Raw genomic sequence first — 22,241 nt, forward strand, 5'->3', positions numbered from 1 at the left:
CTTTTTTACTTACCAAATGGTAAGTTTATAAACCCTTCACTTGATACAAGTGAAGGGTTTTTTTTTATCCTTTTTTTTAAAGTCAATTAAATCCCTATCTTCAACCACCAATTACTATTTCTTAATTAACCTCATAAATACAAGAACAGTAAAAAGTAATTTTTAAATTTCAATAGATATATTCTTTAAATATTTTATTGGCACAAGAATTGTCCTATTATAGACTATCCTTACAGTAGACTTAGGGAGATGCAAATAAATTAATTATTATAAATTATAAACTGTTTTACTGACAGTTTGACCAAAGATATAAAATGGGAAAATCAAATATATTTAGCTTAGACAATTTGTCATTTCAAGATATTAATGAAGATGCAGAATTAATTCCACTAATGACACCAGAAGATGAAGAAGAGATTGATAAAGAAGACTTGCCAAATGAGTTAGCTATACTTCCTTTAAAGAATACGGTTTTATTCCCTGGAGTTGTAATTCCTATTACTGCAGGTAGAGACAAATCTATAACTTTAATTAATGACGCTAATAACGGATCTAAAACTATTGGAGTTGTATCTCAGAAAGATGGCGAGGTAGAGAATCCTGAAGCAAAAGACATCAATAAAGTTGGAGTAGTTGCTAAAATATTGAGAGTTTTAAAAATGCCTGATGGAAATACGACTGTAATTATCCAAGGTAAAAAGAGATTTCAAATTGAAGAGATCTTACAAGAAGACCCTTATTTAAAAGCAAGTATTTCATCAATAAAAGAAGAAAAACCTGCGAAAGATAATGAAGAGTTTTCTGCGATAGTTGATTCTGTAAAAGATTTGTCTTTACAGATCATTAAAGACAGTCCGTCAATACCTTCTGAAGCGTCATTTGCTATAAAGAATATAGAAAGTCCTTCATTTCTTATCAATTTCGTTTCTTCTAATATGAGTCTTTCCGTTAAGGAAAAACAAGAACTTTTAGAAATGAATGATCTTAGAAATAGAGCTTTAGCTACTTTAAAGTATATGAATACAGAGTTTCAAAAGTTAGAACTTAGAAATGATATTCAATCTAAGGTGCAGAGTGATATGAGTCAGCAACAGCGTGAGTATTTCTTGCATCAACAAATGAAAACGATTCAAGAAGAATTGGGCGGAGTTTCTTCAGAATCTGAAATTGAAGACATGCGCCAGTTGGCTAAAAAGAAAAAATGGGGAAAGAAAGTAGGAGAGCATTTTAAAAAGGAATTGGCTAAAATGCAACGTATGAATCCTCAGGTGGCTGAGTATTCTATTCAACGCAATTATTTAGATCTATTTTTAGAATTGCCTTGGGACGAATTCAGTAAAGATAAATTTGATTTAAAAAGAGCGCAAAAAATACTAGATAGAGATCATTATGGACTTGAAGAAGTAAAACGTCGTATCATTGAATATCTTGCTGTACTTAAGTTACGTGATGATATGAAATCACCAATTTTATGTTTTTACGGACCTCCAGGTGTAGGTAAAACTTCCTTAGGTAAATCTATTGCAGAGGCTTTGGGTAGAGAGTATGTTAGAATTTCTTTAGGAGGGCTTCGCGATGAAGCTGAAATAAGAGGTCACCGTAAGACTTATATTGGTGCTATGCCAGGTAGGATTATTCAAAGTCTAAAAAAGGCAGGAACTAGTAATCCAGTATTTGTTTTAGATGAAATTGATAAATTAAGTAATAGCAATCAAGGAGATCCTTCATCTGCATTACTAGAAGTTTTAGATCCAGAACAAAATTCTGAATTCCACGATAATTTCTTAGAAATGGGATTCGATTTATCTAAAGTAATGTTTATCGCTACCTCTAACAGTTTAAATACTATACAACCGGCGCTTAGGGATCGAATGGAGATCATAAACATGACTGGCTATACTATTGAAGAAAAAGTAGAAATAGCTAAACGCCACTTATTACCTAAGCAAATTACTGAGCATGGGTTAAAAGCAGACCAAATTAAAGTCGGTAAAGCGCAGTTAACTAAAATTGTAGAAGGATATACTCGAGAATCTGGAGTTCGAGGCTTAGAAAAACAAATTGCTAAAGTAGTTAGGTATGTGGCAAAAAGCATAGCCTTAGAAGAAGAATACAATGTTAAGATTAGTAATGAAGATATTGTTGATGTTCTTGGGCCTGCACGATTAGAAAGAAATAAATATGAAAATAATGAAGTTGCTGGTGTAGTAACTGGTCTTGCTTGGACAAGAGTAGGTGGTGATATTTTATTTATAGAGTCTATTTTATCTAAAGGAAAAGGAAACCTTAGTGTTACTGGAAATTTAGGTAAGGTGATGAAAGAGTCGGCGACAATCGCTATGGAATATATTAAAGCAAATGCAGACGAATTTGGAATCCCTGCAGATATTTTTGACAAATATAATGTCCACATCCACGTTCCAGAAGGGGCAACGCCTAAAGATGGACCTAGTGCTGGGATTACTATGTTAACATCACTAGTTTCTTTATTTACACAGCGAAAAGTGAAGAAAAGTCTGGCGATGACAGGAGAGATCACTTTGCGAGGAAAAGTTTTGCCTGTTGGCGGAATTAAAGAAAAAATTCTTGCAGCTAAACGTGCTCATATAAAAGAAATCATTCTTTGTGAAGAGAATAAAAAAGATATTGAAGAGATTAAAGAAGATTACCTAAAAGGATTAACTTTTCATTATGTTTCAGATATGAAGGATGTGTTAGATAAAGGTCTTACAAAGCAAAAGGTTAAGAATGCTAAAACGCTCTAAAAGTTCTTTAGCATCTAATAAAAAAACAAAACCCCCAAAATATGTATTTTGGGGGTTTTGTTTTTTTTAAAAGGAGATTAGTTATCTATATCTACCTTTTTCTTTTCCACGTTGCCGTCTTCCATTTTAATTTTTACATCTCTATTTTCTCCATCGATTTTCTTTTTCTCAATGTTTCCGTTTTCATCCTTTTTTACTTTGATGTCGGTATTCCCATCTTGAATTTCTACCTTTTCCCCATCTTCGCTAACTTCAACTTGAGCTTCTTCGGTAACCTCGATGCCTTCTACAGTTTTAGTTTCTTTACTTTCTTCTCTACAGCTAACAAGAGATACACTTACGATAGCTGCTACTGCTAATGTTCTAACTACTTTTATCATAATAATATAATTTTTGGTTTGTCCAAAACTACGTGAATAAACCGACTTACAAAATATTTTATGTTTTCTATAAGATTTATTTTAAACTAGCTAAACTTTGTTCGATAGCTTCTATTTTAGCTTCAGCATCTGCTTGTTTTTGCTTTTCGATAGCGACTACTTTTTCTGGAGCGTTATTTACAAAGCGTTCATTAGAAAGTTTTTTCTTTACGGAATTTAAAAATCCTTGTTGATATTTTAGCTCTTCCGTCAGCTTACTTATTTCCTCCTCTACATCAATTGCGCCGATCATAGGAATAAAATATTCATTAGATTTTACTCGGTAAGACATGCTATTGGCTAACTGCTCTTCCACGTAAGTGATTTTTTCAATATTTCCTAATTTAGCAATAATACTATCATACGAACTACTCAGTTTTTCATTATTAATCACACTTAATTTAATAGTGTCTTTAAAAGAAATGTTTTTTTCTTTTCTAATAGTTCTTATCCCTGATATAATTTCTTTTACCGTTTCAAAATCAGTAATAAATTTATCATCGATAGATGTTTGCTTTGGCCATTCTGCAATAATTAATGCTTCCTCACTACTTCGATCTTTAATATTTTGCCAAATTTCTTCGGAAATAAAAGGGACAAAAGGATGTAAGATTTTTAGATTATCTTCTAATATGCTAATGGCACTCTGGTAAGTGGTTGCATCTATTTTTTCTCCAAATGGAGGTTTAATCATTTCTAAGAACCAAGAGCAGAAGTCATCCCACACTAATTTGTAGGTAGTCATTAAAGCATCACTAATTCTATATTTGCTATAGTGATCTTCCAGCTCTTTTAAGGCTTTTTGAAACTTAGCTTCGTACCAAGTAATAGCCGTTTTACAATATTCTGGTTGTGATTTGTTCTCATCAACTTCCCAATTAAGTATAAGTCGAGATGCATTAAAGATTTTATTTACAAAGCCACTTCCTTGTTTACATAAATCTTCATCAAACATTAAATCATTACCGGCAGGAGAAGAAAGTAACATCCCCACTCTTATTCCATCTGCTCCATATTTTTCTATCAACATTAAAGGATCTGGAGAGTTTCCTAAAGATTTACTCATTTTTCGGCGCTGCTTGTCTCTTACAATTCCGGTAAGGTAAACGCTATTAAAAGGTTTTTCTCCACGATACTCATAACCTGCAATAATCATTCGGGCAACCCAGAAAAATAGAATTTCGGGAGCTGTCACCAAATCATTAGTAGGGTAGTAGTAGTTGATTTCTTTATTGTCGGGCTCTAAAATTCCGTTAAACACACTCATAGGCCACAACCAAGAAGAGAACCAAGTGTCTAATGCATCTTCATCTTGAGTTAAATCTTCTAAAGCAAGCTCTTTATTACCTGTTTTTTCTTGGGCAATTTTTAACGCCTCTTCCTTAGTTTCTGCTACGACATAATCTTCCTTTCCATCTCCGTAGAAATAAGCCGGAATTTGATGACCCCACCATAACTGACGTGAAATGTTCCAATCTCGAACATTTTCCATCCAATGACGATAAGTATTGATGAATTTTTCAGGAACTAAAGCAACTTCCTTTTCTAAAACTGCATCTAGAGCAGGTTGTGCAAGTTCTTTCATTTTTAAGAACCATTGATCACTTAATTTAGGCTCTATTACTGCGCCTGTACGCTCGCTAATTCCTACTTTATTAATGTGAGTTTCAGTTTTAATTAAAAGCTCAAGTGTTTCTAGTTCTTTTACTACATCTCTTCGAGCATCAAAACGATCTTTCCCTTCATAGTGTAAACCATAACTATTTAAAGTAGCATCATCATTAAAAATGTCTATAATCTCTAATTGATGTTTATCTCCTAGGTTTTTATCGTTTTCATCGTGAGCTGGTGTCACTTTTAAGCAGCCTGTCCCAAATTCTAAGTCAACATATTCATCTTCAATAATAGGAATTACTCGGTTACATATAGGAACAATTGCTTTTTTACCTTTTAGATGAGCAAACCGCTCATCATTAGGATTAATACAAATTGCGGTATCTCCAAAAATAGTTTCTGGTCTAGTGGTAGCGATGGTTAAAACATCATTACTTCCTTCAATCGCATAATTAATATAGTATAATTTACCTTCTTTTTCTACATGAATAACTTCTTCATCACTCAGAGTAGTTTTTGCTTGCGGATCCCAGTTAACCATTCGATATCCTCGATAAACGTGTCCTTTTTTGTAAAGGTCTACAAATACTTTAATTACCGATTTAGATAAATCATCATCCATGGTAAATTTGGTACGTTCCCAGTCACAAGAAGCTCCGAGTTTTTTTAACTGTTCTAAAATTATACCTCCATGTTTGTGGGTCCATTCCCAAGCGTGTTCTAAAAACTCTTCACGAGAAAGGTCATTTTTATTAATGCCTTCTTCTTTAAGCTTGTTTACTACTTTAGCTTCTGTAGCAATACTGGCATGATCTGTTCCTGGAACCCAACATGCATTAAGACCTTTGAGTCTTGCTTTACGTATTAAAACATCTTGTATGGTGTTATTGAGCATATGTCCCATATGCAATACTCCTGTAACGTTTGGCGGAGGAATTACAATGGTGTAAGGTTCTTTATCGTTGACTTCTGAATGAAAATAATTATTTTCCATCCAATACGAATACCATTTATCTTCTGTTTCTTTAGCGTTATAGGTAGCAGCAATAGCCATTTTGGTCTAATTTTTGAATTAAGTATACAAAAGTACTTATATAATGACTATTTTAAAAGATTAAAATTTGTTATTCTTATTATTTGGTATAATTGAAAATAACTTTTAATTTAGTCACAAATTTAAAAATTATGAAAAATCTTATTGTTTGTGCAATAGCACTTTTTACTTCTTTAGCAGTTAGTGCTCAAGCTGAAATCAAGTTTGATGAAGAAACCATTGATTATGGTACTATCGAATATGGAAGTGATGGTGTTAGATCTTTTACATTTACTAATGTAGGTGATGAGCCTTTAGTAATTAGTGATGTAAAGTCTACGTGTGGTTGTACAGTGCCAGAAAAGCCAAAAGATCCTATTGCTCCAGGAAAAACTGGTGTGATTAAAGTAAAGTATGACACAAAAAGACCTGGGCCAATTAGAAAAACGGTAACGGTTTATGCAAACGTTGATAATTCTCCTATTCCATTAAAGATAAAAGGAACTATCAATAAAAAAGATACTCGAAGTGTCTTAGAAAAATAATAAAAAATTAGACTTAGAAAGCCCTTTTTAAAAGGGCTTTTTTTATGCCCAAGAATGAAGGTATTTACTTTATTTTTTTGCAAATTTGCGTAAAAATTTAATTATGCCTTCAATATCTTCCAAAGGTCTGGCTATGCCAGAATCTCCAATTAGAAAATTAGTTCCTTATGCTGAAGAAGCTACAAAGCAAGGAAAAGAAATATTTTATTTAAATATTGGTCAGCCCGATATTAAAACCCCGCAAGTTGCTTTAGATGCGGTTAAAAATAATGATTTAGAAATTATTTCTTATAGTCATTCTGCTGGATTTGCTACCTACCGTGAGAAACTTGCTAAATATTACCAAAAAGTAGGTCTTCCCGTTGAAGCAGAAGATATTATCATTACCACAGGAGGATCTGAAGCTTTATTGTTTGCGATGGGTAGTATTACCGATCCGAATGATGAAGTGATTATCCCAGAACCTTTTTACGCGAACTATAACGGATTTGCTACCAGCGCAGGTGTGAATGTAGTACCTGTACAAGCGAAATTTGAAGATGGATTTGCCCTACCTCCAGTTTCTGAATTTGAAAAATTAATCACCGATAAAACCAAGGCAATTGTTATTTGTAATCCTGGTAACCCTACAGGTTATTTATATACAAAAGATGAAATGGATCAGCTTTCCGCTTTAGCGAAAAAATATGATTTGTTTTTAGTGGCAGATGAAGTTTATAGAGAGTTTGCTTACGAAGGATTAAAACATCATTCGGTAATGAACCAAGAAGGACTAGAGCAAAATGCTATCATGATTGATTCTGTTTCTAAGCGCTACAGTATGTGCGGAGCAAGAATAGGTTGTTTGGTATCAAAAAATAAAGAATTAATAAGTACGGCGATGAAATTTGCACAAGCAAGATTAAGTCCGCCAACCTTTGCTCAAATCGCTAGTGAAGCAGCTTTAGATACACCACAATCCTATTTTGATGATGTAATTGAAGAGTATGTTGACCGAAGAGATACTTTAATTGAAGGTTTAAAATCTATTGAAGGTGTAGAAGTAGCAAAACCAAATGGAGCATTTTATTGTATAGCGCAGTTACCTGTAGCTGATGCCGATCATTTTGCAAAATGGTTATTAGAGAGTTTTGATAAAGATGGAAAAACTGTCATGGTCGCTCCTGCAGAAGGATTTTATTCTACTCCTAAAACAGGAATGAACCAAGTAAGAATTGCTTATGTTTTAGAAAAAGAACACCTTTTAGAAGCAATTGAAATTTTAAAAGCTGCCTTGAAAAAGTATAACGAAATTCATGGAGCATCATAAAAATTATTCTTTAAAAAACCACAATACCTTTGGTATAGATGTTTCCGCGAAAGCGTTTGTATCTGTGAGCAGTGTGGACGAACTAAAAGAAGTTCTGCAACAGGTTTACGCTCATGAAATATTGGTTTTGGGGGGAGGAAGTAATATTTTACTTTTAAAGAATATAGACAAAACCATTCTTCATATCGACCTAAAGGGGAAAACGATAGAAAAAGAAGAAGAGGGGTTTGTTTATGTACGAGCGCAGGCAGGTGAAAACTGGCATGAATTTGTACGCTGGTGTATAGAACAAGATTTTGGAGGAATAGAAAATCTCTCTTTAATTCCAGGAAATGTGGGTACTAGTCCTATACAAAATATAGGAGCTTATGGAGTAGAATTAAAAGATTCTTTTGTGAGTTGCGAAGCTGTTCATAAGCAGACTTTGCAAACCCGAACTTTCACAAAGGAAGAATGTAATTTTGGATACAGAAACTCTACTTTTAAAAATGAAAATAAAGATAAGTACGTTATTTCTAGTGTGTTATTTAGGTTAACGAAGATTGAACACAAGCTTTATACGGGTTACGGAGCAATCTTAGAGGAATTAGAAAAACAAAATATCAGTAATCCTACGATAAAAGATGTTTCTGATGCTGTTATTTCTATTCGCTCTTCCAAATTACCTAACCCAAAAGAACTTGGGAATAGCGGAAGTTTTTTTAAAAATCCTGTTATTACGATAACAGATTTTAATAAGTTAGTAGAGAAATATCCCGAAATTCCTTCATATCCTATTTCAGCTACGGAAGTGAAAGTTCCTGCAGGGTGGCTTATTGAAAAAGCAGGTTTTAAGGGAATTCGAAAGAATGATGCAGGAGTACATAGAAATCAAGCTTTAGTATTGGTGAATTACGGGAATGCCACGGGAGCAGAGCTGTATCAATTAGCCCAAGAAATACAAGCAGAAATACTTAAAATGTTTAGTATTCATTTAGAAATGGAAGTAAATGTGATTGAATAAAAAAAGAGCAGGTTTTGAAATTTCAAAACCTGCTCTTCAATCTAACTTAACTCAATCTACTTACTTAACTTACTCTTACTTTCTCATTAAAACGGCATCGATAGAATGTACGTAACCGTTTGATCCTTTCATGTCTACATCTGTTACAGTAGCTTTGTTACCATTTGCATCGGTTAACATTACTTTTCCGTCTTCAATTGTAGCGTCAATCTTACCATCATTAGCGGTAACAAGCGTATATTTTTTACTTTCATTAGAATTAATAAGATCTACCAATTTCTTAGAATCTACTTCTCCTGGAATAATGTGGTAGCTTAATACACCTTCTAACTTTTCTTTACTTTCTGGTTTCATTAGGCTCTCAACTGTTCCTTTTGGAAGTTTATTAAATGCTTCGTTTGTCGGAGCGAAAATGGTAAAAGGACCTTCAGATTCTAATTTTGCCACCATTCCTGCACCTTGTACGGCAGAAACCAAAGTGGTGTGCTTGTTAGAATTCATGGTGATCTGTGCTAAATTCATCTCAGTTTTTTCAGCTTCCTTTTCAGCCTCCATAGATGTTTCGTTAGCATCCATTTCGTTCTCATTCATTTCTATCTCATTTTCTTTGTCTTTCTTTTCATCTTGACAAGAAGCGAAAGTGAATAGAGACACTAGAGCTAACATTACTAATTTGTTCAGTTTCATAATAATAATTTTTAGTTGAATTATGATGCTAAGATATAGGATTAGAGTGTACAGGTGTTTTTCAACGCCCTAAATTTTAGTTAAATAGTGTAAATTCTTTATTAAATATCCTCAACATTTTTCTATAACCTACTAATGTCGTATTTTTGCATTATGAAATTAATAGTCTTAACAATCGTATTATTAGCAGTAGCTTTCGCGGGAATTGCTATAAAAATTTGGGCCAAAAAAGACGGTGAGTTTGCAGGAACTTGCGCTAGTCAAAGTCCGTTTCTTAATAAAGGAGGTGAGCCTTGTGGTTTTTGTGGTAAAATGCCAGACGAAGCAGAGTGTGGTAAAGAAAATGTGCAATAAGTTATATTAATGTCGCAAATTATTTTCTTTGTCTTTGTAGGCATCGCAGCGATTAACTTTTTATATTTTTTTTCTTTTGGAATCTTCTTATTCTCTTATAAGAAGAAAAGAGTTATTGCCTCAAAACAAAACCATCTACCAGTTTCTCTTGTAATTTGTGCAAAGAATGAAGCTGAATCTTTACAACTAAACATACCTTATTTCTTAGATCAATCTCATCCAGATTTTGAGATCGTGCTTGTTAATGATTGTTCTGTAGATAACACATTAGATATTATAGAGTCTTTTCAGAAAAAAGACGCTAGAATAAAAATTGTGAATGTTCAAAATAATGAACGTTTCTGGGGAAATAAAAAATACGCACTTACACTGGGAATAAAAAAGGCTAGCCATGCCCATCTAATATTTACCGATGCGGACTGTAAACCAGAAAGCAAAGAGTGGTTAGCTTTAATGTCGTCTCAATTTAATGCAGATAAAGAAATTGTTTTAGGCTACGGAGCCTATGAAACGGTAGAAAAATCATTTCTAAATAAGATAATTCGCTACGAAACTTTAATTACAGCTACTCAGTATTTTTCTTATGCTTTTTTAGGTACTCCATATATGGGAGTAGGTAGAAATCTTGCTTATACCTCTCAGCTTTTTTATGCTAATAATGGGTTTGTAGATCATATGAATATTTTATCTGGAGACGACGACCTTTTCATTAACGCTGTTGCGACCTCTAAAAATGTAGCCCTGCTTTTAGAGGAAGAAGGATTTACTAAAAGTGAACCCAAAATAACGTGGAAAGATTGGTACATACAAAAAAGAAGGCACGTATCTACTTCACAACATTATAAAACTAAACACCAACTTCTACTGGGTCTTTATTATGTAAGTCAGGTGTTGTTTTGGGTATTAGCAATCGTTTTAGCTTTTATCAATTTTGATTTTCTTTATTGGGTAGTTTCATTTATGTTTATAAAAATAGCATTACAATATATAATTATTGGTAAAGCTTCCCAATTATTAAAAGAGAAAGGACTCTTATGGTTCTTACCTTTTCAAGAAATAGTATTGTTGAGTACGCAAATGATTATCTTTATGCATAACAAGTTCTCAAAACCCATACATTGGAAATAATTTTTTGACAGAAATAAAAGATCATATCGCAAAAGCTAAAGTAGGAAATCAAATTTCCTTCCAATTCTTATTAGATTTCTTTTGGAATGATGTGTATAGATTTCAGTTAAAAAAGACCAATAACGAATATGAAGCCGAAGAAATTAGTATACAGACTTTTAGTCGTGCTTTTGATAAAATAGCCACTTATAATGAGAATTATAAGTTTAAAACTTGGCTTATTACCATTTCAAAAAATATTCATATAGACTCTAAGAGAGTTAATTCGCTTCAAACCACTCGAGTAGATAAATTAGCCGCTAAAAACATTGTCGACGAGAGTCCGACGGTGGAAGACCAACTTATAGCAGAACAAAACTTAGCTAATTTACTTTTCCACATCAAACAATTAAAACCCCACTACGAAGAAGTTATTCGCTATAGGTATTTTAAAGAGATGTCTTACAAAGAGATAGCAGAAATACTTAACGAGCCCATTAATAATGTAAAGGTTAAACTGTTACGCGCTAAAAAATTGTTAGCTGAAAGTATTACACATCGGGAATAAGTTTTATTGATATTTACATCTGTAAAAGCAATCAATAAGAAGTAAAATCCATTCCATATACATTCAAATTTCTTTACCTTTGCTTTCTAAATTTTCTTATATGTCTGTTGAAACTCTTGTAAAAGAAAAACCAAAAGCGAAACCTAAGTGGTTACGCGTAAAATTACCTACAGGTAAAAAATATACCAATCTTAGAAAATTAGTAGATAAGTATGATTTGCATACTATTTGTACTTCTGGGAGCTGCCCTAATATGGGAGAATGCTGGAGTGAGGGTACAGCTACTTTTATGATATTAGGAAATGTTTGTACACGTAGTTGTGGTTTTTGCGGGGTTAAAACAGGACGTCCAGAAAATGTAGATTGGGATGAACCAGAGAAAGTAGCCCGTTCTATAAAATTGATGGATATCAAACATGCGGTAATTACAAGTGTAGATAGAGACGATTTAAAAGATATGGGTTCTATAATTTGGGAAGAGACGGTAAAGTCTATTCGAAGAATGAATCCAACCACTACTTTAGAAACGCTTATTCCCGATTTTCAGGGGGTAGAGAGACACATCGATAGAATTATAGCAGTAAAACCCGAAGTGGTTTCTCATAATATGGAAACGGTAAAGCGTCTTACGAGAGAGGTGCGTATCCAAGCAAAGTATGATCGGAGTTTAGCGGTTTTAAAATACTTAAAGGATAATGGTATTGAGAGAACCAAATCTGGAATTATGTTAGGTTTAGGGGAGAAGGAAGAAGAAGTGATACAAACGCTAAAAGATTTACGCAGCGTCAACCTAGATATTGTAACTATTGGTCAATACCTCCAACCTAGTAAGAAACATTTACCAGTACAGCAGTTCATAACTCCAGATCAGTTTAAGAAATATGAAGAAATAGGCTTAGACTTAGGATTTAGACACGTTGAAAGCGGAGCTTTGGTACGCTCTTCTTATAAGGCTCAAAAACACTTAACTTAAGCTTACATAAGCAAAGCGATGGCCAATAAAATTAAAATTGGGATTAATGGTTTTGGGAGAATTGGTAGAGGTCTTTTTAGAATCTTATTGAACCATCCTGAAATTGAAGTAGTAGCGATAAATGATTTAGCTGATGCTAAAACTTTGTCTCATCTTCTTAAATATGATAGTATTCATGGGGTTCTACCTCTAGAGGTAAGCTATACTGAAAATGCAATTTTAGTAAATCAGCAATCTTATGATTTATTAAATGATGAACATCCTAAAGAAATAAAGTGGCCACAAGATGTAGAGTTAGTAGTGGAGTCTACAGGGAAATTTAAAAAACGAAGGGAGTTGGAAGGTCATCTTAAGAATAACATTAAGCATGTTATTCTTTCAGTTCCTCCCATAGATGATGATATTAAAACCATTGTATTTGGTGTCAATGATTCCTCTATTTCAAAAGAAGATCAAATTATATCCAACGCAAGTTGTACTACTAATAATGCAGCTCCAATGCTTAAAATAGTACATGATGCTTTTCAAGTTGAACAAGCTTATATTACTACGGTACACTCCTATACTTCAGACCAGAGTTTGCACGACAAACCCCATAGAGACTTAAGAAGATCTAGGGCGGCAGCTCAATCTATTATTCCTACTACCACAGGAGCAGCAAAGGCATTAACCAAAATTTTTCCAGATTTAGCTTCAGTTATTGGGGGGTGTGGCATTCGGGTGCCAGTTCCTAATGGTTCCTTAACGGATATGACTTTAAATGTGAAAAATCAAACTTCTATAGAAGAGATCAATCAGCTTTTTAAAACAGCTTCAGAAAATCATTTTAAAGGAATTTTACAGTATACCGAAGATCCTATTGTATCTATAGATATTGTAGGAACCCCGTATTCTTGTACTTTCGATGCACAAATGACCTCGGTAATAGATGGGCATCTAGTGAAATTAATAGGTTGGTATGATAATGAGTATGGCTATAGCCATAGGATTATAGATATGATAATAGCTTTAAAAAATTAAATTGATTATATTTATTTTCTTAAATTAACATGTGAATACTAGAATACTCCTTTTTTTACTTTTTTCTCTGCTTGCCTTCCCTGTAATTTCTGGCAACATTAACTATGAGAACACCTTACCTAATACTCCGCAGGAAGAAAAGGTAGATGTAAATAATATTTCTACGCAAACAGTTCAAATAGATAGTTTAGCTATACTTACAGAGAAGTATTATGAATCTGCGACAGGCTATTTTCAAAAAGAAGAATTAGAGCTCTCTTTTGAATATGCAAAACTAACCTACGAGTTAGCTCAAAGAAGAGAAGACTATTCCATGCAAGTTAAGAGCTTAAATTTATTGAGTGTCATATACGAAAGGGAAAATAACCTCGAAAAAGCTTTAGAATGTCTAAAAAAAGTAAATAGTATTAAAAATGCTTTTGTAAAAGATGTTACTGGGAAGACGATATTGAATGATGAAACTTTTCCAGTAGTAGAAGGTAAAATCTTAGAGCTAGAGAAAACCAATTTAGAACAAGAAAAGTCACTTAAGTTTAATCAGTTAGCGATTATTTTAAGCGTGCTTCTCATTACGATCTTGTCCTTATTGACCCTTTCCTTATATAAGAATAATAACTTAAGAGCAGGAGCAAACAAGCTGCTTCAAAAAAAGAATAAACAACTTTTTGAAGCCAAAGAAAAAGCAGAACAGGCCAATAAAATTAAAGAAAATTTTCTTTCTACTATTACACATGAATTAAGAACTCCAATTTATGCGATTACAGGGTTAACCTATCTATTATTGCAAGAAAATCCTAGTAAAGACCAAGAAGAACATTTAAATTCTCTAAAATATTCGGGAGAGCATTTATTATCTCTTATTAATAACATCTTAGATCTTAATAAGCTATCGGCAAAGAAAGTAAAAAAAATAGATACAGATTTTAATTTAAGGCTAAGAATGGACGATTTTTATAAGTCCTTTAAAAAATTAGCTAAAGATAAAAATGTAGCTATACATATGTATATAGATGAGCAGATCCCCGATAAATTAAACGGTGATATGCTTAAGATCTCTCAAGTTTTAATGAATTTGGTTTCTAATGCCATCAAATTTTCAGAAGATGGGGATGTGTGGATTAACTTAAGCTTACTTAAGGAAGATAAAGATGATGCCTATGTGCGTTTTGAAATTGTAGATAATGGGGTAGGTATAGATCCTAAATACCATAAATCAATTTTTAAAAATTTCAATCAAGGACACGATGAAACAAATGTGACTTATGGAGGTACGGGACTTGGACTTCCAATAGTGAAAAATTTATTACTATTTTTAGGAAGCAAAATTTTCTTAGAAAGTGAAAAAGGAGGTGGCTCTAAATTTTATTTTGATGTCACTTTTAAAAAGGTAGTGAGAAGTATAGAAAACCCAGAGAAAGATGATGCTAACCTCAGTATTTTAGAAGATGATATTACTAAAATTCTTCATCACAAAAAGATATTAATTGTAGACGATAATAAACTAAATCAAAAAATCACTGAGAAAATTTTATTAAGGAAAAATATTATTTGCGAGGTTGCAGAAAATGGAAAAGTAGCCTTAGATCTGGTCAATAAATTTAGTTATGATCTTATTTTAATGGATATTCATATGCCTGTGATGGATGGAATAGAGGCCACAGAGATCATTAGAAAAAATGATAGTGTTACACCTATAATAGCGTTAACGGCAGTAAGTTTAGATGATAAAGATGATCAATTTTTTCATCACGGTTTTACTGATATTATCCCTAAGCCTTACAAAACTGAACTTTTCTACCAAAAGATATACAAGGTGCTTAAGCTTGCGCAACAAAACTCATAACTTCCTTATCAAAAACTTCTTGATCTTCAAGAAATACCGTTTTTATGGGGAGGTAAAATAATTTGTCATGAGGTAAATGCTCCTTCAATCTCATAAAATCTTTTTCGGTAGTGACAATTAGCGAAAGACTTCTTAGTTCCTGGAGTTCTTTTTCCGTAAAGAGATGATGATCTGAGTATGCGAAGTGTTCAAAATCAAGTCCGTTTTCCTTCAAATGGTTTACTAAAGGTTGTGGCTTAGCAATTCCGGTAACGAGACTAAAATTTTCCATCAATTGTAATGGTATTTGCTGTACTCCGTTGGTAAAATAGTTTTCGTAATGAATACCTGTAAAAAACAATTTTTGATGTGATTTAATAGCTAACGAGGTTTTAATCTTTCTCTTTTCTTCTTTAGAAATATCTAAGTCGCATTTGGTTACAATAATCACATCAGCTCTATGGGCACCGCTCGTAGTTTCTCTTAAATTCCCCGCAGGTAAAATCATATCTTTAGAATAAAGATCACCATATGCGGTCAGTAATATAGAAAAACCTGCAGTTACTTTTCGATGCTGATAAGCATCATCTAGCAAAATAATTTCGGGTGGTTGCTCTAAACTTCTTAAATTTTTAATTCCATTTTGTCGGTGTTCATCTACCGCTACCAAAACTTCAGGAAATTTGTTTTTAAACTGTAGCGGTTCATCACCTACATCTTTTGCATCACTGGCTACATTCAATAATAAAAAGCCTTTTGTCTTTCGTTTGTAACCCCTGCTTAAGGTTGCAATAGGATAATTATGATGCAGTAAGCCAATAAGATATTCTATCATAGGCGATTTGCCTGTCCCACCCATACTTAAATTTCCCACCGTAATGACAGGGAAATCATAGGAGGCCGAGGTTAAAATTCCCCAGTCGAAAAACTTGTTCCGAAACCCAACTATTATTCCATAAAGAATAGAGAAAGGAAAGAGTAATTTTCTTAGTATTTGCATAAGACGAAGGTATAATTTTTATATTTACCTTTTAAAGAATTTTTATGATAGTAAAAGATATTACAAAAAGTCTAGAAGAATTAGCTCCCCTCGCTTACGCGGAAGATTTTGATAATGTAGGCCTTTTGGTGGGAGATGAAAAACAAGAAGTTACCGGCGTGTTAGTAAGTTTAGATACTCTAGAGGTAACGGTTGACGAAGCGATTGAAAATAAGTGTAATCTCATCGTTGCTTTTCATCCTATTATTTTTGGTGGGCTAAAATCTCTAACGGGGAAATCTTATGTAGAGCGCGTAGTCATTAAGGCTATACAACATCATATTGCGATTTATGCTATTCATACGGCCTTAGATAATTGCTTTAAGGGAGTAAATGATATGATTTGTGAGCAGCTAAATTTACACCAACGTCAGGTTTTAATTCCGCAAAGTAAAACGATCAAGAAACTTACTACTTACGTGCCAAAAAAACATACCCAAAAAGTATTAGATGCTTTATTTGCGGCAGGGGCAGGAAATATAGGAAATTACGATCATTGCAGTTTTACACAAGAAGGAAAAGGAAGCTTTCTACCAAATGATGAAGCCAATCCTGTAGTGGGGGAAAATGGTAAGTTACAAATAGAAGAAGAAAATCAAATACACGTTACTTTGGCTACCCACGTAGAGAAACAAGTTTTATCTGCATTAAAAACAAGTCATCCTTATGAAGAAGTAGCCTATGAAGTGTCTAGTTTAGAAAACACTAATCAGCATATTGGGATAGGTATGGTGGGAGAATTAGAAAAGCCTATGGATGAAAATGATTTTTTAGCGCATATTAAGACTGTTTTTAAAACGGGAGTAGTGCGACATTCTAATAGGTTGGGAAATAAAATTAAAAAAGTAGCTGTTTTGGGAGGTAGCGGAGCATTTGGTATACAAGCTGCAATTGCATCAGGAGCAGATGTTTATATTACGGCCGACTTAAAATATCATGATTTTTTTAAAGCTGAAGCTAAGATTCTTTTGGCAGATGTAGGGCATTATGAAAGTGAACAGTACACAAAAAACTTATTACATTCTTATCTTACAAAAAAATTCCCTAATTTTGCAATCGTTTTATCACAAAAAAATACCAACCCAATTCAATATAGTTGATTATGGCAAAGAAAAAAGAGGTTACCGTAGAGGAAAAGCTTAGAGCATTATACGATTTGCAATTAATAGATTCTCGTATTGATGAAATTAGAAATGTACGAGGAGAGTTACCTCTAGAAGTAGAAGATCTGGAAGATGAAGTCGCTGGATTAAATAAAAGATTAGAAAAATTAAGTTCAGATTTAGAGCGAGTAGATGTTGATATTAAGGGGAAGAAAATCTTAATAGAAGAAGCTAACGGTTTAATTATAAAATACAACGAGCAACAAAAAAATGTTCGTAATAATCGTGAGTTTAATGCTATTTCTAAAGAGATTGAATTTCAAGAATTAGAAATTGAATTGGCTGAAAAGCATATAAAAGAATTTTACGCTCAAATAGAGCAAAAGAAAGAGGTGATCGCCGCTACCAAAGAAAAAATGGAGCAAAGACAATCTCACTTAGAGCATAAGCAGGGAGAGTTAAATGAGATCTTGAACGAGACCGAAAAAGAAGAAAAAGCGCTTATCAAAAAGTCTGAAGATTACAAAAATAATATGGAGGAGCGTTTGGTAAAAGCTTATACGAGAATTAGAGAGAACGTTAAGAATGGATTGGCAGTAGTGGCTATCGAAAGAGGTGCTTCTGGAGGATCATTCTTTACGATTCCCCCTCAAATTCAAATGGAAATTGCAGGTCGTAAGAAAGTAATTACCGATGAGCACAGTGGTAGAATTTTGGTTGATCAAGAATTAGCTGAAGAAGAAAAGCTTAAAATGCAAAACATGTTTGCTAAGATGTAGAAATATAGCTTATATCATATTACAAAGCCTTTCTGTATCTACAGGGAGGCTTTTTTTATTAACATAATATTGAGAACTTAGTTTTTATGTTTCTCGTAGATTTATAAACACTTAATATCTATACCATGAAAAAATTGCTATTTATAGGCTTAATCATGATCACAGCATTAGCGTGTCAAGAGAATAAAAAATCTTCTACTTCAGAAAATGATGCGGAGAATGAAATTTCAACTTCGGAGTCTAATGATGTTGTGCAAAGCGAACAACAACGGAAAGAAAAAGCTAGTCGTGAGGAAACCGAAGCCAATACCAAAAAGACTATAGCAGATTGGAACGGTCAGTTTATTAAAGTCGATGCAGAGAATAATGTGTGTGAATGTAATTGTATAGAGTTAAACTTTCAAGGCCCTGCCACATTGTGTATAGATCAAAATGCAGGCATTGATATACAAGTGAAATTCAGCAAAGATAATGATGTTGTTAATATTCATTATTTAAACGGAAGTGGAAATATTGAAGAGAAAAACCCTATCCCGTGGGCAGATTTCGATAAGAATAACATTATAGCTACTATTACAAGAAACGGAAGTCAACTTAACTTAGACTGGAAAGGATTTACGATAGATCAAAAATTAGCTACAGATTATGCTATTTTAGGTAAAAAAAACCTAGAAGGTACTTATAAAAGAAAATAACCTATGAAAAATTTAATGATTGCTTTTGCCAGTTTATTTTTTATGAACTGTGGAAATCATAACGCTCAAGAAAAAAAGAACCAAGAACTTTCTAATGCCACTCCCGTAGAAGTAAAGGCAACTACCCAAGGGTATGAAAAAGCTTATTTCGCAAGCGGATGCTTTTGGTGTGTAGAAGCAATTTACGAAAGTGTAAATGGAGTTCAAGAGTCTATATCTGGATATGCAGGCGGACATACCGAAAATCCTACTTATGAAGCTAGTAATACGGGAAAAACGGGACATGCCGAAGCAGTAGAAATTATATACGATCCAAAAGTGGTAAGTTTTAAAACTTTAATAGATGTATATTTTGGCTCGCAAAATGTGACTCAAAAAAACGGACAAGGACCAGATATAGGTTCCCAATACCGTTCTATTATTTTTTATCAGAATAAAGAACAAAAAGACATTATAGAAGCCAAAGTAAAGGATTTACAACAGAATTATAATAAACCTATTGCTGCCGAAATTATGCCTTTTCAAAAATTTTGGGAAGCAGAAGCTTATCACCAAGACTATAAGAAACACCACCCTAATAATTCTTATATAAGAAATGTCTCTAACCCTAGATTTCAAAAATTTAAAGCTAAGTTTCCAGAGCTTTTAAAATAGATTTATTTTAGAAATTCTATAGTGAAAGGATAATAGGTCGGTTCACCTTGGCTTGCTTTAATTGCATTTATAATAGGGAATATAAAAGCAACAATACCTATAGCAATCAATACGAGAACTCCAAGTCCGAATAAAAATATAAGTGGTATACTTAAAATAGCGTAGATAAAAATACTTATTTGAAAGTTGATAATTTGTTTCCCTTGTTCATCGATTCCGTGAACACGGTCTTTTTGAGTAAGCCATATAATTAAAGGTACTACAAACCCGCCAACACCCGTTATTAAATCAAGTAATTGGCTAAGATGCGTTAGAATTAATAATTGTCGGTCGTCTCTTTTTTCAGTAATAATTTCCATAATAGTTATCTTAGTGGTCTATGTATATGACGTTTAAAAATAATTTTTGTTACAAAGTTGATTTTTCTGACGTATTTATTTGATAAATAGTAATCGTATTCAATGATCTCTTGGACATTTTAATTTGTCTGATTTTACATTTCTTATTTTAACTCCATTAGGTTTATTACCTTTGCAGCATGATTTTAGAAGATACTATTGTAGCCTTAGCAAGTGCCCCAGGGAGCGGAGCCATTGCTCTTATTCGAGTTTCAGGACCAGATGCTATTAATTTTACAGCTCCTATTTTTGAAGCGAAAAATAAAGTAAGTTTAACAGAGCAGCCTTCGCATACGTTGCAATTAGGTTTTATTAAAAAAGACCAACGTATTATAGACGAAAGTTTGGTCTCTGTTTTTAAGGGAACTCGTTCTTATACAGGTGAAAATACAGTAGAGATCTCTTGCCATGGGAGTCCGTTTATACAACAAGAAATTATCAATCTTTTACTTCAGCAAGGCTGTAGAGCAGCACAAGCAGGAGAGTTTACGCTACGCGCTTTCCTTAACGGAAAAATGGAATTGAGCCAGGCAGAAGCGGTGGCCGATTTGATCGCGAGTGATAATGCAGCAAGCCATCAATTAGCGATGCAACAAATGCGTGGCGGTTTTGCTTCAGAAATAAAAAACTTAAGACAAGAGCTGCTTAATTTTGCTTCCTTAATAGAACTAGAGCTAGATTTTTCTGAAGAAGATGTAGAGTTTGCTAACAGAGATCAATTTCAAGCTCTTATTTTAAAAATTCAAAAAACACTTTCTAGATTAATAGATTCTTTTGCGGTAGGGAACGTACTTAAAAATGGTATTCCTGTCGCGATTGTGGGCGAACCCAATGTGGGGAAATCGACACTTTTAAACTCTTTACTTAATGAAGATCGTGCTATCGTAAGCGACATTGCAGGGACAACCAGAGATACAATTGAAGATGAAATTGCTATTGGCGGAGTAGGTTTTCGATTTATTGATACTGCCGGCATACGAGAAACACAAGATAAAATAGAAGGTCTAGGAATAAAAAAGACCTTCCAAAAAATGGAACAAGCTCAAATTGTAGTGTATTTGTTCGATGCTCAAAAAGTAAAAAACGATAATTTAAGTCTGCAACAAGTAAAAGTTGAGGTAGAAAAGGTCAAAAATCAATTTCCGGGAAAACCCTTATTGATTATTGCCAATAAAACCGATGTATTAGATCCTCAACTAAAAGAAGAATTTTCTAGCGCCTTGCCAGATGTATTGTTACTTTCTGCTAAAAAAAAGGAGGGAGTAGAACAATTAGAAGAAAAGTTACTGCAATTTGTAAATACAGGAGCATTAAAAAGTAACGATGCAATTGTTACCAATTCTAGACATTACGATGCTTTGCTAAAAGCGCAAAAAGAAATCAATAATGTACAAGAAGGTATGAATATGGGCTTAACGGGAGATCTATTAGCCATAGATATTAGGGAAGCATTATATCATTTTGGTAGTATCTCTGGAGAAGTAAGTCCAGACGATTTACTCGGGAATATTTTTGCTAACTTTTGTATCGGGAAGTAACCAATTACTTTTTATTTATACCCTTTACTTTTTCGCATCGCCAGAAAAGACCTCTTCGGTAGAAGATGCACGAACTCCAATAAAATAGCTAAGCGTGAGCTAAACAAACCCGCCTGAGGTACGGGAAGGAGTCTAGGCTGACGAAACTATTCTTAAATTTATCAACCGAGGCCTAAATTTTAGGAACTCCCTGTGGTCAAACAGCCTAAAATTTTGCGCTTACTGCACTGCTAATTTGACGAGTAATTTTCGATAGGCCGAATCCTTTCTAAAAATATTTTTTCAATTATTAAAATAATGCAAATTTTTCTTAGAAAGAGAAGTGACCTACTTTTCATGAGCGTAGCAAAATTAAGAAAAAACTTGGCGGGGGATGTGGAGGATAGCCTAGCGAAGCGGTTTGCTATCCGCAGGATAAAGTTTTTTTAGCTGATTTTCAAGTTCAGGAAAATCAGTCTAGACTTTTTGTTACTTTTTGGGCAATGCAAAAAGTAAAATAGGTTTGATGTAATCTAGAATTTAATGAGGAAGTATGCAGTTTAAGTTCCTGTATCTAGATTGGGAAGGGGTGGCTACAAATCTCAAACTTGTCATTTCGAAGAAGGTACGACTGAGAAATCTTTTTAAAAAGGTGGTGGTTTTTTTATTTGAAGTTAAAGATACTTCGACTCCGCTTTACTACGCTCAGTATGACAGTAATTTTTTGATTCCGTTATAATTGTTTTAAAAGTAATTTTGAGTTTTAAAATAAAGATTTTTACTGCCCTTCGTTTTGTTCTAGCTCAGGTTATTTGTCATTTCGAAGAAGGCACGACT

At 33.5% G+C, this 22,241-nt stretch carries 20 protein-coding genes; 15 read left to right on the forward strand and 5 right to left on the reverse strand.

Annotated features, from left to right (window positions below; all coding sequences use genetic code 11):
• Positions 1 to 314: 314 nt before the first annotated feature.
• Positions 315 to 2,765, forward strand: coding sequence for an endopeptidase La (lon, locus tag FT986_RS15710; RefSeq protein WP_147865848.1), 2,451 nt, complete (start codon positions 315 to 317; stop codon positions 2,763 to 2,765).
• 77 nt (positions 2,766 to 2,842) lie between these two features.
• Here lon and FT986_RS15715 read toward each other — a convergent pair whose 3' ends face one another.
• Both FT986_RS15715 and FT986_RS15720 read right to left on the reverse strand, forming a co-directional pair.
• Positions 2,843 to 3,145, reverse strand: a complete 303-nt coding sequence (locus FT986_RS15715) for a hypothetical protein (RefSeq protein ID WP_147865849.1) — start codon at positions 3,143 to 3,145, stop codon at positions 2,843 to 2,845.
• A gap of 76 nt (positions 3,146 to 3,221) precedes the next feature.
• Positions 3,222 to 5,852, reverse strand: a complete 2,631-nt coding sequence (locus FT986_RS15720; protein ID WP_147865850.1) for a valine--tRNA ligase — start codon at positions 5,850 to 5,852, stop codon at positions 3,222 to 3,224.
• A 131-nt stretch (positions 5,853 to 5,983) separates the two neighbouring features.
• Here FT986_RS15720 and FT986_RS15725 point away from each other — a divergent pair, with 131 nt between their 5' ends.
• The 3 genes from FT986_RS15725 to murB all read left to right on the forward strand — a co-directional run bounded on the left by FT986_RS15725 (position 5,984) and on the right by murB (position 8,688).
• Complete coding sequence (locus tag FT986_RS15725; RefSeq protein WP_111541939.1) at positions 5,984 to 6,376, forward strand: DUF1573 domain-containing protein; 393 nt, start codon at positions 5,984 to 5,986, stop codon at positions 6,374 to 6,376.
• Positions 6,377 to 6,479: 103 nt separating this feature from the next.
• Entirely contained in the window at positions 6,480 to 7,685 is a 1,206-nt protein-coding gene (locus FT986_RS15730) for a pyridoxal phosphate-dependent aminotransferase (protein ID WP_111541940.1), read from the forward strand.
• Positions 7,672 to 8,688, forward strand: coding sequence for a UDP-N-acetylmuramate dehydrogenase (murB, locus tag FT986_RS15735; protein ID WP_147865851.1), 1,017 nt, complete (start codon positions 7,672 to 7,674; stop codon positions 8,686 to 8,688). Before FT986_RS15730 ends, murB begins: the two co-directional genes overlap by 14 nt.
• Before the next feature lie 75 nt (positions 8,689 to 8,763).
• Here murB and FT986_RS15740 read toward each other — a convergent pair whose 3' ends face one another.
• Positions 8,764 to 9,375 carry a fasciclin domain-containing protein gene (locus tag FT986_RS15740; RefSeq protein ID WP_255506011.1) on the reverse strand — a complete coding sequence of 204 codons (612 nt, stop codon included), beginning with the start codon at positions 9,373 to 9,375 and terminating at the stop codon, positions 8,764 to 8,766.
• A 153-nt stretch (positions 9,376 to 9,528) separates the two neighbouring features.
• Between FT986_RS15740 and FT986_RS15745 the strand changes: the two genes are divergently transcribed.
• The 6 genes from FT986_RS15745 (at position 9,529) to FT986_RS15770 (ending at position 15,240) form a co-directional block, all read left to right on the forward strand.
• Positions 9,529 to 9,729, forward strand: coding sequence for a membrane or secreted protein (locus FT986_RS15745; RefSeq protein ID WP_111541942.1), 201 nt, complete (start codon positions 9,529 to 9,531; stop codon positions 9,727 to 9,729).
• Between the two features lie 9 nt (positions 9,730 to 9,738).
• Positions 9,739 to 10,857: a glycosyltransferase gene (locus FT986_RS15750; RefSeq protein ID WP_147865852.1), complete on the forward strand. Its 1,119-nt coding sequence runs from the start codon at positions 9,739 to 9,741 to the stop codon at positions 10,855 to 10,857.
• 4 nt (positions 10,858 to 10,861) lie between these two features.
• Positions 10,862 to 11,404 (forward strand): RNA polymerase sigma factor, encoded by a 543-nt coding sequence (locus FT986_RS15755; protein ID WP_147865853.1) that lies wholly within the window; start codon positions 10,862 to 10,864, stop codon positions 11,402 to 11,404.
• Between the two features lie 100 nt (positions 11,405 to 11,504).
• Entirely contained in the window at positions 11,505 to 12,377 is an 873-nt protein-coding gene (gene lipA, locus FT986_RS15760) for a lipoyl synthase (protein WP_147865854.1), read from the forward strand.
• Between the two features lie 18 nt (positions 12,378 to 12,395).
• The gene (gene gap, locus FT986_RS15765) at positions 12,396 to 13,397 is read left to right on the forward strand and encodes a type I glyceraldehyde-3-phosphate dehydrogenase (protein WP_147865855.1); all 1,002 of its coding nucleotides are present in this window, start codon (positions 12,396 to 12,398) and stop codon (positions 13,395 to 13,397) included.
• A 31-nt stretch (positions 13,398 to 13,428) separates the two neighbouring features.
• Positions 13,429 to 15,240: a hybrid sensor histidine kinase/response regulator gene (locus tag FT986_RS15770; protein ID WP_147865856.1), complete on the forward strand. Its 1,812-nt coding sequence runs from the start codon at positions 13,429 to 13,431 to the stop codon at positions 15,238 to 15,240.
• Here the strand turns inward: FT986_RS15770 and lpxK are convergent.
• Positions 15,215 to 16,219 (reverse strand): tetraacyldisaccharide 4'-kinase, encoded by a 1,005-nt coding sequence (gene lpxK, locus FT986_RS15775; RefSeq protein WP_147865857.1) that lies wholly within the window; start codon positions 16,217 to 16,219, stop codon positions 15,215 to 15,217. The genes FT986_RS15770 and lpxK overlap by 26 nt on opposite strands.
• 44 nt (positions 16,220 to 16,263) lie before the next feature.
• Here lpxK and FT986_RS15780 point away from each other — a divergent pair, with 44 nt between their 5' ends.
• From FT986_RS15780 to msrA, 4 genes are all read left to right on the forward strand, one after another.
• Positions 16,264 to 17,358, forward strand: coding sequence for a Nif3-like dinuclear metal center hexameric protein (locus FT986_RS15780; protein ID WP_147865858.1), 1,095 nt, complete (start codon positions 16,264 to 16,266; stop codon positions 17,356 to 17,358).
• Positions 17,359 to 17,360: 2 nt separating this feature from the next.
• Positions 17,361 to 18,140 (forward strand): zinc ribbon domain-containing protein, encoded by a 780-nt coding sequence (locus tag FT986_RS15785; RefSeq protein WP_147865859.1) that lies wholly within the window; start codon positions 17,361 to 17,363, stop codon positions 18,138 to 18,140.
• Between the two features lie 125 nt (positions 18,141 to 18,265).
• On the forward strand, positions 18,266 to 18,835 hold the full coding sequence (locus tag FT986_RS15790; protein ID WP_147865860.1) for a hypothetical protein: 570 nt from the start codon (positions 18,266 to 18,268) through the stop codon (positions 18,833 to 18,835).
• A gap of 3 nt (positions 18,836 to 18,838) precedes the next feature.
• Entirely contained in the window at positions 18,839 to 19,489 is a 651-nt protein-coding gene (gene msrA, locus FT986_RS15795) for a peptide-methionine (S)-S-oxide reductase MsrA (RefSeq protein WP_147865861.1), read from the forward strand.
• Positions 19,490 to 19,491: 2 nt separating this feature from the next.
• On the opposite strand, the gene FT986_RS15800 is transcribed toward msrA, so the two are convergent.
• A complete protein-coding gene (locus tag FT986_RS15800) occupies positions 19,492 to 19,848 on the reverse strand; it encodes a DUF4870 domain-containing protein (RefSeq protein WP_147865862.1) in 357 nt (118 codons plus the stop codon).
• A 179-nt stretch (positions 19,849 to 20,027) separates the two neighbouring features.
• On the opposite strand from FT986_RS15800, the gene mnmE reads away from it, so the two are divergent.
• On the forward strand, positions 20,028 to 21,425 hold the full coding sequence (mnmE, locus tag FT986_RS15805) for a tRNA uridine-5-carboxymethylaminomethyl(34) synthesis GTPase MnmE (RefSeq protein WP_147865863.1): 1,398 nt from the start codon (positions 20,028 to 20,030) through the stop codon (positions 21,423 to 21,425).
• The last annotated feature ends 816 nt before the right edge of the window (positions 21,426 to 22,241 follow it).

Source organism: Mesonia sp. K4-1, assembly GCF_008017825.1.
In the GTDB taxonomy this organism is placed as follows: Bacteria; Bacteroidota; Bacteroidia; order Flavobacteriales; family Flavobacteriaceae; genus Mesonia.

Bases quoted from the DNA above. Each gene is read 5' to 3' on its own strand.
- lon (WP_147865848.1), top strand. From the start codon at position 315: ATGGGAAAATCAAATATATTTAGCTTAGACAATTTGTCATTTCAAGAT.
- FT986_RS15715 (WP_147865849.1), bottom strand. From the start codon at position 3,145: ATGATAAAAGTAGTTAGAACATTAGCAGTAGCAGCTATCGTAAGTGTA.
- FT986_RS15720 (WP_147865850.1), bottom strand. From the start codon at position 5,852: ATGGCTATTGCTGCTACCTATAACGCTAAAGAAACAGAAGATAAATGG.
- FT986_RS15725 (WP_111541939.1), top strand. From the start codon at position 5,984: ATGAAAAATCTTATTGTTTGTGCAATAGCACTTTTTACTTCTTTAGCA.
- FT986_RS15730 (WP_111541940.1), top strand. From the start codon at position 6,480: ATGCCTTCAATATCTTCCAAAGGTCTGGCTATGCCAGAATCTCCAATT.
- murB (WP_147865851.1), top strand. From the start codon at position 7,672: ATGGAGCATCATAAAAATTATTCTTTAAAAAACCACAATACCTTTGGT.
- FT986_RS15740 (WP_255506011.1), bottom strand. From the start codon at position 9,375: ATGAAACTGAACAAATTAGTAATGTTAGCTCTAGTGTCTCTATTCACT.
- FT986_RS15745 (WP_111541942.1), top strand. From the start codon at position 9,529: ATGAAATTAATAGTCTTAACAATCGTATTATTAGCAGTAGCTTTCGCG.
- FT986_RS15750 (WP_147865852.1), top strand. From the start codon at position 9,739: ATGTCGCAAATTATTTTCTTTGTCTTTGTAGGCATCGCAGCGATTAAC.
- lipA (WP_147865854.1), top strand. From the start codon at position 11,505: ATGTCTGTTGAAACTCTTGTAAAAGAAAAACCAAAAGCGAAACCTAAG.
- gap (WP_147865855.1), top strand. From the start codon at position 12,396: ATGGCCAATAAAATTAAAATTGGGATTAATGGTTTTGGGAGAATTGGT.
- lpxK (WP_147865857.1), bottom strand. From the start codon at position 16,219: ATGCAAATACTAAGAAAATTACTCTTTCCTTTCTCTATTCTTTATGGA.
- FT986_RS15780 (WP_147865858.1), top strand. From the start codon at position 16,264: ATGATAGTAAAAGATATTACAAAAAGTCTAGAAGAATTAGCTCCCCTC.
- FT986_RS15785 (WP_147865859.1), top strand. From the start codon at position 17,361: ATGGCAAAGAAAAAAGAGGTTACCGTAGAGGAAAAGCTTAGAGCATTA.
- FT986_RS15790 (WP_147865860.1), top strand. From the start codon at position 18,266: ATGAAAAAATTGCTATTTATAGGCTTAATCATGATCACAGCATTAGCG.
- msrA (WP_147865861.1), top strand. From the start codon at position 18,839: ATGAAAAATTTAATGATTGCTTTTGCCAGTTTATTTTTTATGAACTGT.
- FT986_RS15800 (WP_147865862.1), bottom strand. From the start codon at position 19,848: ATGGAAATTATTACTGAAAAAAGAGACGACCGACAATTATTAATTCTA.
- mnmE (WP_147865863.1), top strand. From the start codon at position 20,028: ATGATTTTAGAAGATACTATTGTAGCCTTAGCAAGTGCCCCAGGGAGC.